Annotated in this window: 15 protein-coding genes and 1 pseudogene; 1 reads left to right on the forward strand and 15 read right to left on the reverse strand. The window is 61.2% G+C overall.

Annotated elements, in window-relative coordinates; genetic code table 11:
• Positions 1-170: 170 nt before the first annotated feature.
• The 12 genes from SA87_RS08135 to SA87_RS08180 form a co-directional block, all read right to left on the reverse strand.
• Positions 171-854: a LuxR C-terminal-related transcriptional regulator gene (locus SA87_RS08135; protein ID WP_156423390.1), complete on the reverse strand. Its 684-nt coding sequence runs from the start codon at positions 852-854 to the stop codon at positions 171-173.
• 718 nt (positions 855-1572) lie between these two features.
• Positions 1573-2265 carry an ABC transporter ATP-binding protein gene (locus SA87_RS08140; protein ID WP_066201869.1) on the reverse strand — a complete coding sequence of 231 codons (693 nt, stop codon included), beginning with the start codon at positions 2263-2265 and terminating at the stop codon, positions 1573-1575.
• 8 nt (positions 2266-2273) lie between these two features.
• Positions 2274-2489: a stage II sporulation protein M gene (locus SA87_RS08145; protein WP_066201872.1), complete on the reverse strand. Its 216-nt coding sequence runs from the start codon at positions 2487-2489 to the stop codon at positions 2274-2276.
• Between the two features lie 3 nt (positions 2490-2492).
• On the reverse strand, positions 2493-4148 hold the full coding sequence (locus SA87_RS08150; RefSeq protein ID WP_169793281.1) for a stage II sporulation protein M: 1656 nt from the start codon (positions 4146-4148) through the stop codon (positions 2493-2495).
• Between the two features lie 389 nt (positions 4149-4537).
• Positions 4538-5254: a hypothetical protein gene (locus tag SA87_RS08155; protein WP_169816939.1), complete on the reverse strand. Its 717-nt coding sequence runs from the start codon at positions 5252-5254 to the stop codon at positions 4538-4540.
• An 82-nt stretch (positions 5255-5336) separates the two neighbouring features.
• Positions 5337-6188, reverse strand: coding sequence for an ABC transporter ATP-binding protein (locus tag SA87_RS08160; RefSeq protein WP_211258039.1), 852 nt, complete (start codon positions 6186-6188; stop codon positions 5337-5339).
• Positions 6189-6225: 37 nt separating this feature from the next.
• On the reverse strand, positions 6226-7260 hold the full coding sequence (locus tag SA87_RS08165) for a radical SAM/SPASM domain-containing protein (RefSeq protein WP_211258038.1): 1035 nt from the start codon (positions 7258-7260) through the stop codon (positions 6226-6228).
• Between the two features lie 92 nt (positions 7261-7352).
• Positions 7353-7715 carry a hypothetical protein gene (locus SA87_RS08170; RefSeq protein ID WP_066201889.1) on the reverse strand — a complete coding sequence of 121 codons (363 nt, stop codon included), beginning with the start codon at positions 7713-7715 and terminating at the stop codon, positions 7353-7355.
• A gap of 95 nt (positions 7716-7810) precedes the next feature.
• On the reverse strand, positions 7811-8083 hold the full coding sequence (locus SA87_RS08175) for a hypothetical protein (protein WP_156423520.1): 273 nt from the start codon (positions 8081-8083) through the stop codon (positions 7811-7813).
• A 550-nt stretch (positions 8084-8633) separates the two neighbouring features.
• Positions 8634-8792 (reverse strand): hypothetical protein, encoded by a 159-nt coding sequence (locus tag SA87_RS14045; protein ID WP_245637685.1) that lies wholly within the window; start codon positions 8790-8792, stop codon positions 8634-8636.
• A 49-nt stretch (positions 8793-8841) separates the two neighbouring features.
• Positions 8842-8952, reverse strand: a complete 111-nt coding sequence (locus SA87_RS14050; protein WP_245637686.1) for a circular bacteriocin, circularin A/uberolysin family — start codon at positions 8950-8952, stop codon at positions 8842-8844.
• A 70-nt stretch (positions 8953-9022) separates the two neighbouring features.
• Entirely contained in the window at positions 9023-10213 is a 1191-nt protein-coding gene (locus tag SA87_RS08180; RefSeq protein ID WP_409359819.1) for an MFS transporter, read from the reverse strand.
• Positions 10214-10397: 184 nt separating this feature from the next.
• Here SA87_RS08180 and gltC point away from each other — a divergent pair, with 184 nt between their 5' ends.
• Positions 10398-11315: a glutamate biosynthesis transcriptional regulator GltC gene (gene gltC, locus SA87_RS08185; protein WP_066201903.1), complete on the forward strand. Its 918-nt coding sequence runs from the start codon at positions 10398-10400 to the stop codon at positions 11313-11315.
• Between the two features lie 60 nt (positions 11316-11375).
• Here gltC and argH read toward each other — a convergent pair whose 3' ends face one another.
• The 3 genes and pseudogenes from argH to SA87_RS08200 all read right to left on the reverse strand — a co-directional run.
• Positions 11376-12905 (reverse strand): argininosuccinate lyase, encoded by a 1530-nt coding sequence (gene argH / locus SA87_RS08190; protein WP_082910514.1) that lies wholly within the window; start codon positions 12903-12905, stop codon positions 11376-11378.
• Positions 12906-13116: 211 nt separating this feature from the next.
• Positions 13117-14475 (reverse strand): argininosuccinate synthase, encoded by a 1359-nt coding sequence (locus tag SA87_RS08195; protein ID WP_082718250.1) that lies wholly within the window; start codon positions 14473-14475, stop codon positions 13117-13119.
• A 294-nt stretch (positions 14476-14769) separates the two neighbouring features.
• Positions 14770-15254, reverse strand: a pseudogene (locus tag SA87_RS08200) (IS200/IS605 family accessory protein TnpB-related protein); the annotation flags it as partial.

Genomic DNA, 15254 nt, shown 5'->3' on the forward strand with positions numbered 1-15254 from the left:
TGAGCCATCCGGTATCCCTCCTGGTGAAGTGGTTTCTTCTCCGTCTCACATTCTACCAAAGAGGGCCGGATGGCTCATTTTATGTTACCTGGACCATCCGTTTTTACACATGATACCGGACACGACTTCTGCTTACTTACTTACCAAAGTTGAAGCGAAGTGTAAATACCTCAAACGAGGTATTTTCCCTCGCCGACGCCCCACCCTTTCATTTTCCCCACTAACTCCCGCAATGTGCTGACGCCGAGTTTTCGATACACGTTTTTCCGATGGGTCCGGACCGTCCAGACGCTGATGTGAAGTTTCTGGGCCATGGCCTCATCGCTTAGCCCTTCGAGTACGAGGTCGAGAACCTCACGTTCGCGCACCGTAAGCATCTTCTCCAAGAAACCCGCTCTTTCTCCTTCCGTTTCGCTCTCCGACAACGTTCCCCGGTCCGCTTCCCCTCCTCCTGCCTGAAGTTCCCGCTCGATCTGCTCCGTCACTTCGATCAGCCAGCTCGCGTATCCGTACGGATCTCGATACGTCGAAAAGAATAAGCCCACATATCCCAGCGGCTCCTTCCCGAACGGAACCGCGACGGTCCACATCCATTTGAACCGCGGACATGTGTGAACCGCGCCGGCGACGGCCCGAATGCGGCCCGAGCGCTTCGCCAGAACAAAAGCACTGAGGCCATAAGACGCCTCATCGAGCGCATCTCCGGGATTGAACTTTGGAAATGCGCCGAAGGGCAACGACCGTGCGCCTTCGTCTGCGTGTTCCCCGCCTCTTCCTCCCGGCGCCGGATGCATGACCGCAGCGACGCGGAGATCGGAATCCGTGACGATGAGCCCGACGTCGGGGAAGAACATTCCGAGCGTTTCGTAACGCCGATACCGTCGGCGAAGGCAAGCGATGAACGAAAAGAGGCGTCCCGAGTTCGGAACGGGAAAATTCGGCGCCCGATCCTGCCGACTTCCGCAATGGGGTCGAATTTTCCGCCTGCGAAGATCGCCGAGCACCTACGCGATCTCCTCATCCGCCGCCAGGAACGCCGGTTCCCGGCCGGGGATCCGCTTCTCCGGCGGGCTTTCCACGGTCCTCCCTCCTGCGCCGCCCGATCGTTCGTTTGGTTCGTTCGCCTTCTCGACTCCGTCTTATGCGCCAATTTTTTGGGGCTTGGCGGAATCTGCAGTCAGGATAGCATGAAAAAAAATAACCGGTCAATAGGACACTCGGCTTGGGCCATAGGGCCAAAACGAAACCAATCCAGCGCCCCAAAACGAACCGGCGCCGATTCGCAGGTCCATTCCGAATCGGCGCCGGGTGTGCGACGAGGGCTTCAAGAACACGACCCGATTTGGAAGAAATGCATAACTCGCAGAAATTGATATGCGCCTACATGGAATCTCCGTCACACCCGATTTATGGTTAGCGTCATAAACGGCGTCGCCGCTCCATGGCGCCAACGATGAAGATACCGGCGATAAGCAGCGCGACGACGTAAGGCGACGTGATCCCGTAGTACCTCAAAATTAGCGCGATCACGATGAACGGAACGTAGAGTTAAGAAGGAAACGAAGAGACTTTTCATGATGTCCGATCCCCTTCCCATGCATGCTCTCGGGCGGAAGAAGCGTCAGACCGCACGAACGTTCGAATATCGATGACGCGGTCCATCCGAAGGGCCTCCGGCGGTCGGTGCGCGACGAGCACGCACGCGCCCGGGCTAGCCTCGATGAAGGAAATGAGAGCCTCGATGCTTTCCTGATCGAGCGCGTTGAACGGCTCATCCAAAAGATAAAGCGAGGCGCGGCGGGCGAGGATGAGGGCCAGGAAGAGCTTCCGACGCATGCCGCGAGAGTACCGTTCCACCGGCTTTGTGATCTCGTCCAGCCCGAATCGCCGGAGCAGATCCAGCACATCGCTTCGGTACGTCGGCTGAACCGTCCAGAGCGCCCGGAACACCTCGATGTGCTCCTCGGCCGTAAGCTCGTCGAAAAGATAATCTTCATCCGGCGCGTAAGCGATCTCGGGGCGAATTTCCTGCAGGCGGACTGGCTTCCCCGCCCAGAACGCCTGATAGCGAGGGTGGTAGGACTCAAGCAGCCCGGCCAGAAGATTGAGGAGCGTCGTCTTGCCGGACCCGTTCGGCCCAACGAGAAGAACTTTTTCTCCCTGAGCGATCTCAAAGTTCAGGCCCTCAAAAAGCGGCGGACTTCCGTCGGTCGTGTAAGAAAAGACAAGATCCCGAAGGACAAGCAGATGACGCTGTCCTGACATACCTTCCCTCACCCCCGAGAAGAAACATACGCTTCCACAAACGCCGCCACGGTGAGAAGGATCGCCCCAAGCAAAAGAGCCCACGCGACTTCCTGAAGCCAGCTTCTAAAACGCTCGCCGGAAAGCCTTCCCTCTTGCCGAATGGATCGGAGTACGCGCAATCCGATAAAGGAAGCAGCGGCGATGAGGCTTACGGCCATGATCTCCAAAAAAGCATGGGGCAAAACCTACCGGAACACCATCTCCCAGCCGACGGCATCCACCGCGATGCGCACGCTCCCCCCGAGCACAAAGCCTTGGAAGAGGAGAACAAGGAGCGCCCCGAAACCAAAGCTCACCAACCCCAAAGCAAAGAGCAAAAGCGCCACCCGACCATTGTTGACAAGCACCGTTCTCCATGGAAGGGCGGTTTCTAAAAGCGAATCGGAAACGCCACTCATCTCTCCCAAAGCCCCGCCGACCGCAAACCCGCCGACGGTTCCAATCCCGAAGACGAAGAGCGACGTCCCGGTCGCCGAAAGCCAGAATGGAAGCGACGCCCTCTTCTCCCGTTCCGGGTTAACCCCAAAGGCCTCCCGGAACCGGAACGTCAAAAACAGCGTCCAGATCCCGAAGAAGTCCAAGCCGTAAACGAGCCACCCCGCGCCCCGAACAAGCCCGAACATGGCGACGACCAGGCTTCCGAAGATCGAAGCATAGACGAGAACCCTTTGCGGATAGTCAACGACGATCTGGAACAACTGCTCATCAATCCGCTCTTCCTCCGGTGGACGGAGGCGAAACGATTTCAAATGAAAGGCCAGCAAAAACTTCCGATACGGAATGGACGCGGCCCAAAACACGGCGCCCTTGAGAAAAGCGCGAAAGACGAACGCGGCAACGACTCCGAGGATCACCGCGCGAACCCCGAGAAAAATGAACGCCACCGTTCCCAGAATCACGAGCGGCACTCCGGCGATGCGCCGCACGAGGCATGAGAGAAGTTCCATCTTGCTCCGCAAAAACGTCTCCGGCCGCTCCACGCCGAGAAGATGATAGAGCGGAAGACGGCGAAGATCGGAGCGATAGTAGAAGACATCCCGAAAATCGAACTGAATGTCATTGGCCACGCTTTGTAACGCAATGAAAAAGACAATGAAGATCAAAAACGCGCGCACATACGGGTTGTGGGCCAGCGCAAGGAGCGGTAGGAGAAACGCCAAAGCGGCGACGAAACCCGTCGGTGCCCCCCACATCCACCAGGGATGAGTGAGCCGGTCCTGACGACGAAACAGGCGGAGCCGGTCCAAGACGAAAGCCCCCTCGGACCGATGCGCGGTCCTCTCGGCCGACAGGCAACGTTCGACGATCAAGCGCGGCATCCGAAATGTCTTTACAGCGGGCTCGATCTGAAATCGCGTGGAATAAAAGACGGCGAGAAGCACCGGTCCCGGGACGAAGAGAAGCGCTCCGATCCACATCGGCCCCTCCACAAACGCCGTCACGGCGGAAGGCGAAAGCGAAAACGCTTCAAGGAAGCGCCTCCCTTCGGAGCGAACGGCCGCCTCGACCGCGAGCCACGTCTCGAGCGAAATCCCCCGATGCAGCATAACCCCTCGGACGAGTTCAAGGAAACGGGCGATCAGAACCCCCATCCCATAAGCAAAAAAGCCGACGATTCCCCGTTCCAGGATGCCTTTGAGTACCGTCCGCAGCGTTTGAAGCCCTGCGGTTCCTCCCAGCCCCCGTGTCGCCCGGTGCATGTAGGCGGCCAGGGCCAACGAATCACCGAGCATCAATAGCGGAATGGCCCGCATCCCCATGACGCTCATCGAGCCGACCATAAAAGGAAAGCGACTGGGAAGGTGATACAGCCAGCGGGCCGCAACGTCCTCCCACAGCACGCTGCGGTAAAACGATTCATCGCTTGTTCGGCTCATACGATAGAAAGAGAAATGATACTCTCTTTTCAATATTTCCGGCCGTATCGAAATGACCGAGAAAAGAATGATAAAGGTATAAAAAACAAGAAGCGCTGCCCCCGCCAAGCCCTCTCCCCAACCGCCGTCCGCACGATTCACCAAAAAAAGCACCATCGCGCTACTCGTGAGCACTTCAATTGCTCGATAGAAAAGGCGAAAGAGGGGTTTGTCGGCCAAGTAAGGAAAATATGAATACATCCCTCCCTCCCTCTCAACCCATATCAAAATCTTTGTGCCTCTCGTTCGCGTTCCGTAAGCACCTTTTTGCTTATACCTTGCGCCTACCCCACCTCCACGCCGCGTGTGCGGCCTCATTCCTCGTGGAGCAGGGTTTCCCCCCGGACCAGAAGCGGAGCCACCAAGACGAGAAGACCGCTCAAAATCAAAGAGCCGACGATGGCGAAGGACGCCACCCGCACCGGCGACACGTCCGGTCGAAGGGTGATCACCAAGAAACTGAAAACGGCGGGCGACGCCGCGATCAATATGACAGGGTTCTGGGTGACGAGCATTCCCGTACGGAAGCGGGCCAGCGACGGAAACAGAAGAAGGAGCAATACCGAAAGAAGGCCCGCGAGTATGGCGAGGCTCAGCGGCAAGAGAAAGGCGCTCTCCCAGTAGGTCGGCTCGGGCATCAACTGGCTGATTCCCATGCCCCAGAGGGTAAAGAAGGAAAGGACGAGGGTCACGAAAGACAGAACCGCCCAGCTCGCTACGGCAAAGCTCAACGAGGCTGTGAACATGGCCAACACGAGGGTGCGTAGCCGGATAGGCGCCGCCAACAGAAGCTCCATGGTGCCGCGGTTGATCTCGCTGCCGATGATGTTCAGCGGAATATTGGCTGCCGTGAAAGAGGCGAGGAAGGCGACAAAAAAGGGCCCCTCGATGATGAGAAATGCAGCCGCCCAGGCCACTCGGGAATCGGGCAAGGAGCCGAAGTAGTGTCTGGAATAAAACTCCAGCGACTGACGCGTCGCCGTTGTAAGCAGGTTGGGTATGAGGAAAATCGAAAGCACCACAGCGACCAACAGGACGCTGAAGAAGAGTGAGCTTTTAAGGAGCGTCCGACCTCCTTCTCGCCACGTCCGCCACAAATATGCCCTGAGCACCCTAAAGGCGCTCGGCGGTGAGGGCGTCGAAGAGTGATTCGAGGGGGTTGTCAAGTTCTCTCACCTCCAAGACGGACAAACCTGATGTGACTAAAGCGGACACCGCTCGGGACACCTGTTCCTCCTCAGACACCTCCGTGACCCAAAGTCCTCCCTCCAGACGGCTTTCAAGTCCCAGTTGAGCGAACACGGGGCGAGGATCTCCTGTCGTACGGAAACCCACGCGCCGCAGACCCAAACGACCCTTCAGATCCTCCACAGAACCTCGGTGGATGATCCGTCCGCGGTGAATGAGGATCACCGCTTCCGCCAGTTCGGCTGCCTCGTACAGGTTGTGGGTAGCCGTTAGGATGAGTTGGCCCTCTCGGGCCAACCCTTGAAGCAGCTGGCGCACGCTGCGCGCCAAGATCGGATCGAGACCCGTGGTGGGTTCATCCAGGAGCAGCACCCGAGGGGTGGCGAGAAGCGCCCGGGCCAGGTTGGCCCGGCGCTTCTGACCGCCACTTAAGGTGCCCGCGGCCTGCGTCAAGAACTCCCCCAATTGCAACTCTTCCACGACTTCGCTCACACGCTGCCGTGCCACATCCTCCGAAAGACCGTGCATCTGGGCAAAAAAGAACAAATTGTCGCGTACCGTCAGCGAGGGGTAGAGCGTGTCTCGTTGCGGAACGTAGGCGACTTTGGTACGCACCGAAAGATCACGCGCCAAATCTCTCCCTTCAATGCGCACCTCACCCCGCCATGGCCGCAGCACACCGGCCAGCACCCGAAAGAGGGTGGTCTTGCCGGCGCCGTTCGGGCCCAAGAGCACATGAAAACCCGGACCAAGGTTGAGCTCGATCTCGTGCAGCACGGTTCGAGATCTGTATCCTACTGTGACCGAGTGAACCTCAAGCATCCGGTAGCATCGCCCTCCGTGCCGCCACAGCTTTGAGCTGAAGCGGGATCGCGTCGCTCATGAGGACGTCCTTCATCAGCACCTCGTCCCGATGCTCGATCAGGTACTGAATCGCCTGATCCCGGTACCGGGTGAACAGCACCTGGCAGGCGTGGCAGATGCTCGTGTAGTGGCCCGAGACACCGATCCTATCCAGGATCCGCTTAGGTCCGAGCATGTGAATCCACCAGTACATGAGGTTATGGCGAGCGGCCTCGATCAATTCGAGCAGGGGAACCTCAAGCAAGTTGCCGATAGTGAGATCGCTGTGTTCGAACATGGACTGGCCACAGCAGACCTTCACGCTGCCGTCGGGGTGGATGGAGATGGTCCTCACTATCGCTGGGCACGGAATGTTGATTTTATCCACGGGCTCAGGAATGTCTTCCACCTGAAGAAGCCGTCCAGTACCCGAGGGCGTAGGATAATCCTCAAGAAAGACAACCTGTCTCTCCAGTTCAGCCACAGACATGCCCAGGGCTTTCGCCGCGAAGGACTTGATGCTTTCGGCGTTCCACCTTGCCCTAGCGTCCACGATGACCCCCACGCCCAATCGGAGCCCCGCTCTAAGGCCGGCTCGTATGAGGTTAGGGATGATATCGGGGGGCGCAAAGGGTTCGTGGAAATCATCGTAGCTGGTGTTGAGCTCGTCGAGGCCTGCTGCCTTAAGTTCCGCCACCCAGGCCTCGGCCAGCTCGGGGGACTTGGCCCACCAGCCGTTCGAGACCAGCCGTGTGACATATCCTACCTCGTGGGCCATGCGGATGCCCCGGAGTAGGCGGGACTTTTGCAGGGTGGACTCACCGCCAGTAAAGACGACCACACGCGCCGTGGGGATCTGGCGGATCCCCATGAGAGCCCGATCCAAAACGTCGTCAGACATTGGAAAGGACCGTCGAGGGTTGCTTCCCACGCTACAGTGGGCGCAGGCAAAATTGCATTTGTAATCAAGAAAAATAGAAAATAGAGCGGGAATCAATACTTCCACCTCTGTTCCAATTTTTCATTTTAAACTAAACGTTAAACTAAACGCGGGCGCGGAGCACTGCCAATCTGCCCGCGCCCCGCTCCTACACCCGTTTAGACGACATAGACGGCCACGGCCACGACCAAAATCAGAACCGCCAGAGCGGGCTGCAGATAGCCCGCATCGGCTAGGGTCTGCTCGATCTCCTCCTGCCCGATGATCCCACGCTTCTGTGCGATGTCAGCGAGGAGCCCTAGCAGGTCCAGCTCCTCCCCCGACAGGCTGGGAGGAAGCTCGGCCTTTACCCCTCCGTCACAGGTCAAGCCGAAGCGAGCAAGGACTGTACCGGGTTCGCGTGCGAATTCCTGGCGGAAAGAGAAATCTGTCAAAATGCGGTAGTTAAAACCGTAAATCGCAAAAGGATCAGTATCAACTCGTAATTCTGGTAACTCGAGTAAACTCACAGCATACGCCATTTTTAATCACCCATCCACGTTTGTTTTGTTTTACAATCTCAATCACAGGATTACACAGGTTCACTGCCAAACGGTACCACCATGGTCCACCTCTGTCAAAACTGCGGACACGTGTGAACCAGGCCGGGCACGGCCCGGAGACGACGCGAGCGCTTCGCCAGAACAAAAGCGTTGAGGCCATAAGACGCCTCATCGAGCGCGTCTCCCGGCTTTAATTCCGGAAAAGCGTCGAAAGGCAAAATGCGCCTCCGTTCGTCCGCGCGTTCCCCACCCTTGCCCTCGAGGGCAAGAAGGTTGACCGGATGAATGACCGCAATGACGCGAAGCTCGGGGTCGGTGACGATGAGCCGGGAATCGGGAAAGAACATCCCCTGCGTCTCGTAATGCCGATACCGTCGGCGAAGGCAAGCGATGAACGAAAAGAGGCCTCTTGAGGACACGTGGGAGACGTCCGGCGGTTGATCTTTCCGACTTCCGCATGGCGGGCGAACATTCCGCGCCCGAAGCTCGGCGAGCACCTTCGCGATCTCCGATTCCGTCGCCAGGAACGCCGGTTCCCGGCCGAGCCCCCGCTCCTCCGACGGGCTTCCAACGTTCCTCCCTCCTGCACCGTCAAAGATCCATGTTTCGTTCGCCTTCTCGATGCCGTCTTATGTACCAGGTTTTTTGATCTTGGCGGAATCTGTAGTTTAGGATATCATAAAAAAAATAACCGGTCAATAGAACACTCGGATTTGGGCCATATGGCCAAAACAGCATCATAGCCGTCGTCGCCGCTTCATGACCCCCACATTGAAAACGACGGCGATGAGAAGCGCGACGACGTAAGGCGACGCGATCCCGTAGAACTTCAAAATCAGTGCGATCACGATGAACGGAATGTATGGTTAAGTAGTTTAAATTAATGAAACAAAGAGACTATTCATGACGGTGCGCGACGAGCGCGCACGCATCCGGGCTCGCCTCGATGAAGGAATTGAGCGCCTCGATGCTTTCCTGATTGAGCATTGAACGGTCGAACAGGTCCAGCACGTCGCTTCGGTCCGTCGGCTGAACCGTGCAGAGCGCCCGGAACATCTCGATTTAATGGGCTGTATTGCATCAACTCTGCAGAAAAGAAGAGCAGCTAGAAATAAATTATGGATACAATTGTGTCATCTGTAAGAATGTAGTTTACAATTGAAGTTGCCACAGCTTCAGATACACCCAAAGTTCCAGCCACCACGAACAAAAGCATTCCGAACCGGCGCCGGCGTCTGAAGCGAACGTCCGGTTCCGAGGCAGAAGGGGACCAGGGCGGGGCGATGTCAGCCCCGTTCTTCCCGATCGAACCGCGCGACGAGCCCCGCCGCAAGAAGCGGCAGGAAGGCGATCAGGCCGACCGACATCCGAAGCCCGAACACATCCGCCAGCGCACCGCCGAGCAAGGCGCCGAAGGCGTAACCTTCGTCCCGCCAGAAGCGGTATACGCCGAGGGCGGAGGCACGCCAAGCCGGCGCTACCCGATCCCCGACCGCCGCCTGGAGGGTCGGGTAGACCATTGCCGTGCCGATGCCGAGGAGGACGGCGGCAAGCCCGAGCGCCGCCACCGACGTCGCCCCCAAAAACGCCCAGAGGGAAGCCGCCTGCACCGCCATGCCCCCGACGATCAGCGTCTTACGCCCGATCCGATCGCTTAAGGGGCCGGTGAGAAGCTGAAACAGGCCCCACGCTGCCGGATAGGCGGAGACGATCAGCGACGCCGTGCCAAGGTCCAGCCCTTTTTGGGCGAGGAGAAGCGGAAAGATCCCCCACGCCAGGCCGTCTTTAAGATTGGTCGTCAACCCGGCAAAGGAGAGGCTCATGAGCCGTCGGTCGACCCACGTCGTCCGGCGGAAAGCCTCGGCCAGGGACATCCCGGGACCAAAGCCGCCTGCCGACCGGGCGGTGGCCGCCGTGTCGGGGGCAAGCAGCGACAAGAGGAACCCAACCGCAACCAGTCCAAAGCCGAAATAAAACGGCTCCGGCCGAAGCGCCTTCGCCATCGCGACGTACCCGGAGAGGGCCGCCAGCACCGAGGCCCCCAGATAGCCGGCAAATTCATTCAAGCCGACGGCCGTGCCCCGTTCTTCCGGCCGGACGAGGTCGAGCTTCATATTGACCGTCATCGACCACGTCAGCCCCTGGTGAAGGCCGAGGAGGACGTTGGCGAGAAGGATGACCGTCCACGACGGCGCCGTAATGATGAGGACCGGAACCCAGAACCCGATCCCCCAACCGAAAAGAAGAATGCGTTTTCGTCCGTAGCGGTCGGCGAGGGCCCCGGCAAACAAATTCACCGCGCCCTTGGTCAGGCCGAAACTCACGATAAACGAAAGGGCCGCTCCGGTCGAAGCGAGGCCGAAGACCCGCTCGCCCAGAAGCGGCAGAACCGATCGTTCGAGGCCGACCATGCCGCCGACAAAGAAATTCGTGACGACCAACAAAAGAAACGGGATCCGATTGGACGCGATACCCACGTCCGATCGCATTTCCTTGGCGTTCATCGGCTCACCTTCTGCCCATCACCGCATCGAAGACCGCTTGGGGCGCGTTTTCGATCAAGGAAACCCTTTTCACCGGCTTCCCTCTTTTTCTCTTTTCTCGCCCCGATGTTAGCATAAAAGAAAAGACAAAGACGGTCAATGAGAAAGGGGCACGGCGATGGAACTCACCCAGATCCGCTACTTCGTCGAAGTCGCCCGGCGGGAACACGTGACGGAAGCGGCCTACGCGCTGAACGTCGCCCAGTCCGCCGTAAGCCGCCAGATCCAAAACCTCGAGGACGAACTCGGCGTCGCCCTCTTCGTCCGGGACGGCCGCCGGGTCCGGCTCACCGCCGCCGGAAGCGTGCTCCTGGAACATATGGAAAACGTTCTCCGGGAGATCGAGGCGGCCCGCCGGCGGCTCGAAAGCCTCGTGAGCCCCGAGACGGGGCGGATCCGTCTCGGCTTTCCGTCGAGTCTCGCCAGCTACATGCTCCCGACGGTGCTTTCGGCCTACCGCCGGTTGCACCCGCAGACGTCGTTCGAGCTGCACCAGGGGATGATCAAGGAGCTCCTGGAAAAGGTGGCGGCCCAGGCGCTCGACCTCGCCTTCGTCACGCCGCCGCCCCGGGGCGACCGGAAGCTCTCCGGATTCGTCCTCTTCGACGAGGAGATGGTCGCGCTCCTCCCGGCGGATCACCCCCTGACGGAGCGAGCGGCGCGGGAAGGCGGTCTTCCCTTCGCGGCGCTCAAGGAGGAGCCGTTCATCCTCTTCCGGCCGGGCATGCTCCTCCGGACGATCGTCGACGAGGCGGCCCGAGCGGCCGGCTTCCAGCCGAAGGTCGCCTTTGAAGGCGACGAGATGGAGACGGTCAAAGGGCTCGTCGCCGCCGGCCTCGGCGTCGCCGTCCTGCCGGAGGTCAGCCTGATCGAAAACGTGCCCCGAAGCGCCGTCAAGGTGCGGATCGTCGACCCGCCGATCCGCCGTTCCGTCGGCATCGCCTACGACACCGCCCGGCCCCGGACGCCGGCGGAAGAGGCGTTTCTCGCGTTTTTGAAAGAGTTCTTTCGCGACTTTCGCCGCTTCGGCGCCTGAGGGCTCGGCGCCGGCAAAGCGTTCTTCAAGCGCCGCGACGGCGAACCGGAACGTTCGGCATCAGCGGCCGTCGGCGACGGGAGCGCCGGCCGGAAAAGCGCCGGGCGCCGGCCCGTCGACAGCCTGCCGGGCCTGAGCGAGCTGGCGGCGGACTTCGTCGAAACCGGTGCCGCCGGGGCTCGTCCGCCGCCGGACGGCTTCGACGGGATCGAGAACGGTGTAGACGTCCGGACCGATGAGCGGCGAGACGGCCTTGAAATCTTCGAGCGGCAAGCCTTCCAGGGGCACCCCCCGATCGGCGGCGAGACGGACGAGGCGCCCGGCGGCGGCGTGGGCGTCCCGGAAGGGCACGCCCTTCCGGACGAGGTAGTCGGCAAGCTCCGTCGCGTTGGCATAGCTTTCCCGGACGGCCCGAAGCATCGCTTCGGAGCGAAAGCGGAGCGTTTCGACCGCCGGAGCGAGGACGTCCAGCACCCGGTGGACGGTGTCGACGGTGTCGAAGAGGCCTTCTTTGTCTTCCTGCAGGTCTTTGTTGTATGCGAGGGGAAGGCCCTTCAGCACGGTGAGAAGCGCGAAGAGGTGGCCGAAGACGCGGCCGCTTTTCGCCCGCGTGAGTTCGAAGACGTCGGGGTTTTTCTTCTGCGGCATGATGCTCGAGCCGGTGGCGAAGGCGTCCGGGAGTTCGACGAAGCCGAATTCGTCCGACGCCCAGAGGACGATCTCCTCTCCCAGCCGCGAAAGATGCATCATCAGCATCGAGGCGGCGTACAGAAAGTCCAGCGCAAAGTCCCGGTCGCTCACGGCGTCGATGCTGTTGGGGTAGATGCCGGCCAGTCCGAGGAGGGCCGCCGTCCGGTGGGGATCGATCGGATGCGTCGTCCCGGCGAGGGCGCCGGCGCCGAGGGGCGAGACGTCGGCGGCCGTCTGAGCGGCGCGGAAGCGCCGGACGTCCCGCTCGAGCATCCAGACGTAGGCGAGGAGGTGATGCGCGAGGGAGACGGGCTGGGCGCGCTTTAGGTGGGTGTAGCCGGGGAGGATCGTCTCCACGTGGGCTTCCGCCTGATGGAGGAGGGCCCGCTGGAGGGTGCGGATTTTCTCGACGACGGCTTCCGCCTGCCGCCGGACAAAAAGGTGCAGGTCGAGGGCGACCTGATCGTTCCGGCTCCGGGCGGTGTGGAGCTTCCCGCCGACGGGGCCGATCCGTTCGAGGAGCAGGCGTTCGAGGTTCATGTGGATGTCTTCGTCCTCGAGGCGAAACGAAAGCCGCCCTGCCTCCGCGTCGGCAAGGAGCGCCTTGAGGCCGGCGATGATCGCCTCGGCGTCTTCCGGCGCGATGATGCCGGTCTCGCCGAGCATCGTCGCATGGGCGAGGCTCCCCTCGAGGTCTTCCCGGACGAGGCGCCGGTCGAAGGGGATCGACGCGTTTAAGGCGTGTACCCGCGGGTCCGTCTCCGCCTCGAACCGACCGCCCCACAGGCGGGCGTTCGGCGCATCCGCGCGGTCAGGCGCGGCACCGGCCGGCGGAACCGCTCCGGCGCCGGCGGAGGCGTCCTCGAAGCGGTCGCCGGTCTTCGGCCGTTCGGCCTGCATCGAACTCCTCCTTTAACGCCTTCGGCGAAAGAAACGACATCGGCGTAAACCGTCTTCGCGAAAAGCGCCTTCGGCGTCAAACGTCTCCGCAAACGAAACAGCGCCGGCAAAAGCGGTCGACGTCCGAGCGTTCGTCGGTCGAGCGACGGATCGCGCGCCCTTCTCGCCGGAGGAAGGGCGCCCGTACACCTCGCGTCGGGCGGCGCGGCGATCAGCGGGCGTCGCCGACATCCCCGGCCGGAGCCGCCGCAGCCGGTGCCTTGCCGGAGGACACCGCATCGCCTGAAGTCCCGGCGCCGGCCTGAGCGTTGCCGCCGGGCAGCGTTTGGATGCCGCTTGCAGCCGCAGGGGCCGCCGGGAAGTCGGCGGCGAAACGGCCGCCTTCGACTTCCCGGAAGACTTTGGTCGGGAGGCCCCAGAGCTGGATGAAGCCGACCGCCGCCCGGTGGTCGAAAGCGTCGCCTTTGGAGTAGGTGGCCAGCGCTTCGTTGTACAGGCTCCGGGGCGCCTTCCGGGCGACGGCCTTGACCGTCCCCTTGTAGAGTTTCATCCGGACGGTGCCGGTGACCGGCTTTTGCGTCTCGGCGATGAAGGCCATGAGCGCCTCCCGAAGCGGCGAGTACCAGAGGCCGTCGTAGACGAGCCGGGCAAACTGCTGCTCGATGATCGGCTTGAAGTGGAGCACTTCCCGCGGCAGGGTGAGAAACTCGAGCGCCCGGTGGGCTTCGATGAGGATCGTCGCCGCCGGTGCTTCGTAGACTTCCCGCGATTTGATGCCGACGAGACGGTCTTCGATGTGATCGATCCGGCCGACGCCGTGCTCGCCGCCCAGAGCATTCAAAGCCTCGATCAGGGCGACCGGGTCCATCGGCGTGCCGTCCAAGCTCACCGGAACGCCGGCCTCAAAGCCGATCTCGACGACGGCCGGCCGATCCGGCGCGTCTTCCGGCGCCTTGGTCCAGGCGTAGGCCGCTTCCGGCGCTTCCACCCACGGGTCTTCGAGGACGCCGGCCTCGCACGTCCGGCCCCAGATGTTGGCGTCGATGGAAAACGGGTTGTCGAAGTCGACGGGGATCGGAATGCCGTGCTTTTTGGCGTAGGCGATCTCTTCGTCCCGGGTCATCGACCACTCCCGGACGGGGGCGACGACCTTCATCCCGGGAGCGAGGGCCTGGATCGACACTTCAAAGCGGACCTGATCGTTCCCCTTCCCGGTGGAGCCATGGGCGACGGCCGTGGCGCCGTGGGCCCGGGCGACCTCGACGAGGTGCTTCGCGATGAGGGGGCGGGAGAGGGACGAGATGAGGGGGTAGACGCCCTGGTAGAGGGCGTTGGCCTGGATCGCCGGGAGGATGAAGTCCCGGGCAAACTCCGCCTTCGCGTCCCGGACGATCGCCTCGACGGCGCCGACGCGGAGCGCCTTGTCCCGAAGGGCGTCCGGGTTTTTTCCTTCCCCGAGGTCGAGGGTGAGGGCGATGACATCGTAGCCGTATTTTTCTTCCAGCCACTTGATCGACACCGACGTGTCCAGCCCGCCGGAGTAGGCGAGGACGATCCGTTCTTGGGTCATGGGGGTGCCTGGTTCGTAAAACCTACCTGAATTTCATTTCAGGCAGGGACCCCGCCGAACCAGGCAGTCACCTCCTTTCGAAAATCGGGGTCTGGGCCCGGGAGTCCCACCCGGGGTGCTCACGGGAAGGTCTTCCTTCCCTGTATCCCGGACTCGCCTGCACGGACTCACGGGGTGCGCGCTTCACCCGCAGAACGGAGTGCGCCGGGGTAGAGGCGGCGAGAACCGCCGCCGCGAGCACCGATCTGTCAGATTCGCCCTGCCGGGTTTGTCCGAACACCCGGCCAAACGGAGTCACCGGAAGGCCAAAGCAAGCGTTTTGAGGTCGCGCCAGCAGGAGAAGAAACTCTCTTGTTGCCAGCGGGCAAGCCCGTTGTGCAGAAGAAGCTTCGTCTCCAGCGCCTGAAGCGCGGCCTCGACCTTCCGGGTCATCCCGATTCCTTCCCTCGGTAAGAGATTCCCCGTCGGTTTCCGCCGTTCTTTCACCCGAAGCACGAAGTCCCGAACCTCGCGCGTGATGCGCTCCCTAAAACCCATAGCCCGTCTGCCGATGACCAGGGCCGCCGCACCGTGAACGGGAACGCCGTATTTCTTTTCGTACTTGAGCCGGCCGATGGTGGAGGTGTGCTGGGGCGGGACTTGTTTGTACCCAACGTTCTCTTTGATCGCCCGCCGCAGGATCGCCATCCCGATCGCCGCATAGGGAAACTGGGAAGCCATGCGGTTGAAGGCCTTCTCCGTGTCCAGCCTCCCTTGACTGAAGCTCAGGGATTCCATCG

The sequence above is a fragment of the Hydrogenibacillus schlegelii genome (genome assembly GCF_001653195.1).
GTDB classification, from domain to species: domain Bacteria; phylum Bacillota; class Bacilli; order Thermicanales; family DSM-22653; genus Hydrogenibacillus; species Hydrogenibacillus schlegelii.

Bases quoted from the DNA above. Each gene is read 5' to 3' on its own strand.
- SA87_RS08140 (WP_066201869.1), bottom strand. From the start codon at position 2,265: ATGTCAGGACAGCGTCATCTGCTTGTCCTTCGGGATCTTGTCTTTTCT.
- SA87_RS08175 (WP_156423520.1), bottom strand. From the start codon at position 8,083: ATGTTCTTTCCCGATTCCCGGCTCATCGTCACCGACCCCGAGCTTCGC.
- SA87_RS08170 (WP_066201889.1), bottom strand. From the start codon at position 7,715: ATGGCGTATGCTGTGAGTTTACTCGAGTTACCAGAATTACGAGTTGAT.
- SA87_RS08195 (WP_082718250.1), bottom strand. From the start codon at position 14,475: ATGACCCAAGAACGGATCGTCCTCGCCTACTCCGGCGGGCTGGACACG.
- SA87_RS14050 (WP_245637686.1), bottom strand. From the start codon at position 8,952: ATGCTTTTGTTCGTGGTGGCTGGAACTTTGGGTGTATCTGAAGCTGTG.
- argH (WP_082910514.1), bottom strand. From the start codon at position 12,905: ATGCAGGCCGAACGGCCGAAGACCGGCGACCGCTTCGAGGACGCCTCC.
- SA87_RS08135 (WP_156423390.1), bottom strand. From the start codon at position 854: ATGTTCTTCCCCGACGTCGGGCTCATCGTCACGGATTCCGATCTCCGC.
- gltC (WP_066201903.1), top strand. From the start codon at position 10,398: ATGGAACTCACCCAGATCCGCTACTTCGTCGAAGTCGCCCGGCGGGAA.
- SA87_RS14045 (WP_245637685.1), bottom strand. From the start codon at position 8,792: ATGTTCCGGGCGCTCTGCACGGTTCAGCCGACGGACCGAAGCGACGTG.